Source organism: Geodermatophilus obscurus (genome assembly GCF_900143215.1).
In the GTDB taxonomy this organism is placed as follows: Bacteria; Actinomycetota; Actinomycetes; order Mycobacteriales; family Geodermatophilaceae; genus Geodermatophilus; species Geodermatophilus obscurus_A.
In genome coordinates this window covers 1-1132 of record NZ_FRDM01000082.1, presented here as the reverse complement: position 1 = coordinate 1132, position 1132 = coordinate 1, and the positions used below count along the sequence as shown (strand labels likewise).

The window sequence follows — 1132 nt, the reverse complement described above, 5'->3', positions numbered from 1 at the left end:
GTAGCGGGGATCCTCGGCACCCAGGTCCACCCAGGCCCCGTCCCCGGCGCCGTGGACCGGCCGCTTGCCGCGGCCGGCCCGCTTGGACAGCGTGGTGACGTGGTGGGCGAAGGAGGACTTGCCCACGTCGGAGGTGGTGGACGGGTTGCCGTCCTGGGTGATCGGGAGCGGCTCGAACATCGCGCCGACGAGCACGCTGTAGGGCTGGCGCTGGTGCAGCACCATGGCCTCTCCGCGCAGTTCGTGGTCGTTGCGGACGATGTTCTTGGTCCAGCGACCGAGCCTGCCCTTGCTGGGGCTGTAGTCCTGGAAGCTGTAGGTCTTGATCGACACCGACAGCAGCAGCCCCAGGGTCGGGTCGGTGACCTTGACGTCGAGGCGCTTCTGCCCGCGGGCCACCCCGACGGCGGACTCCTGACCGGTGCCGTCTGCGGCGGGGGTGACGGTCGGGAAGTGCGGTCGCAGCGCGTCGGCCAGCGTCTGGGCCAGGTGGTTGGACAGCCGCTGGGCGTAGTTCTTCTTCGCCGACTGGGACCCGTTCGGTGGCGGCTTCTCGCCGGCTCGGTCGAGTGCCCGGCGCAGTGGCCGGTCGCTCATGCCGCGCGGGCGGGGTCGCCGCCCATGGTGAGCAGGTGTTTCTCGACGTCGTCGAGGAAGCCGGGCACGAACCGCAGGTTTCCCGAGCGGGCCCGCTTGAGGAAGCCGGCCGTCGCCCGAGCCGACAGCGGCTTGCACTCGTCGAGGAACCCGTCCAGGGACTCGTAGGGCGCACGGACCGGCCAGGTCGACACCGGCGCCCGGTGTGCGACACCGTCCTGTCCCCAGGCGGCGGTCGGCCAGGCGCCCCCGGGCTGCAGCGGGGTGTCCGTCTGCCCGTCGTAGGGCACCGGCGCGGCGAGCCGGGCGGCCACCCACTCCGACATCCGGACGCTGACCGCGTTGCCGACCAGCTTCCACCGGTGCCCGGCCCGCACGCCCGGCACGTCGAGAGCCGGGGCGGTCCAGTCGGCGGGGAACCCCTGCAGGCGCTCGGCGTCGCCGATGCCGGGGGTGACCAGCGCTCCGTCGACCCGGCGCACCGCCGGCGGGGAGGCGATGCCGATGGCCGAGCCGCCTTTGAGCGTGGGCACTG

Annotated in this window: 2 protein-coding genes; both read right to left on the bottom strand. The window is 73.2% G+C overall.

All coding sequences use genetic code 11. The features are described from left to right. A partial coding sequence (locus BUB17_RS24915) for a hypothetical protein (protein ID WP_072921497.1) occupies positions 1–597 on the bottom strand: 597 nt, incomplete at its 3' end. Further along, on the bottom strand, positions 594–1132 hold a 539-nt coding region (locus tag BUB17_RS27235; protein WP_244277479.1), incomplete at its 5' end, for a hypothetical protein. The genes BUB17_RS24915 and BUB17_RS27235, both read right to left, overlap by 4 nt.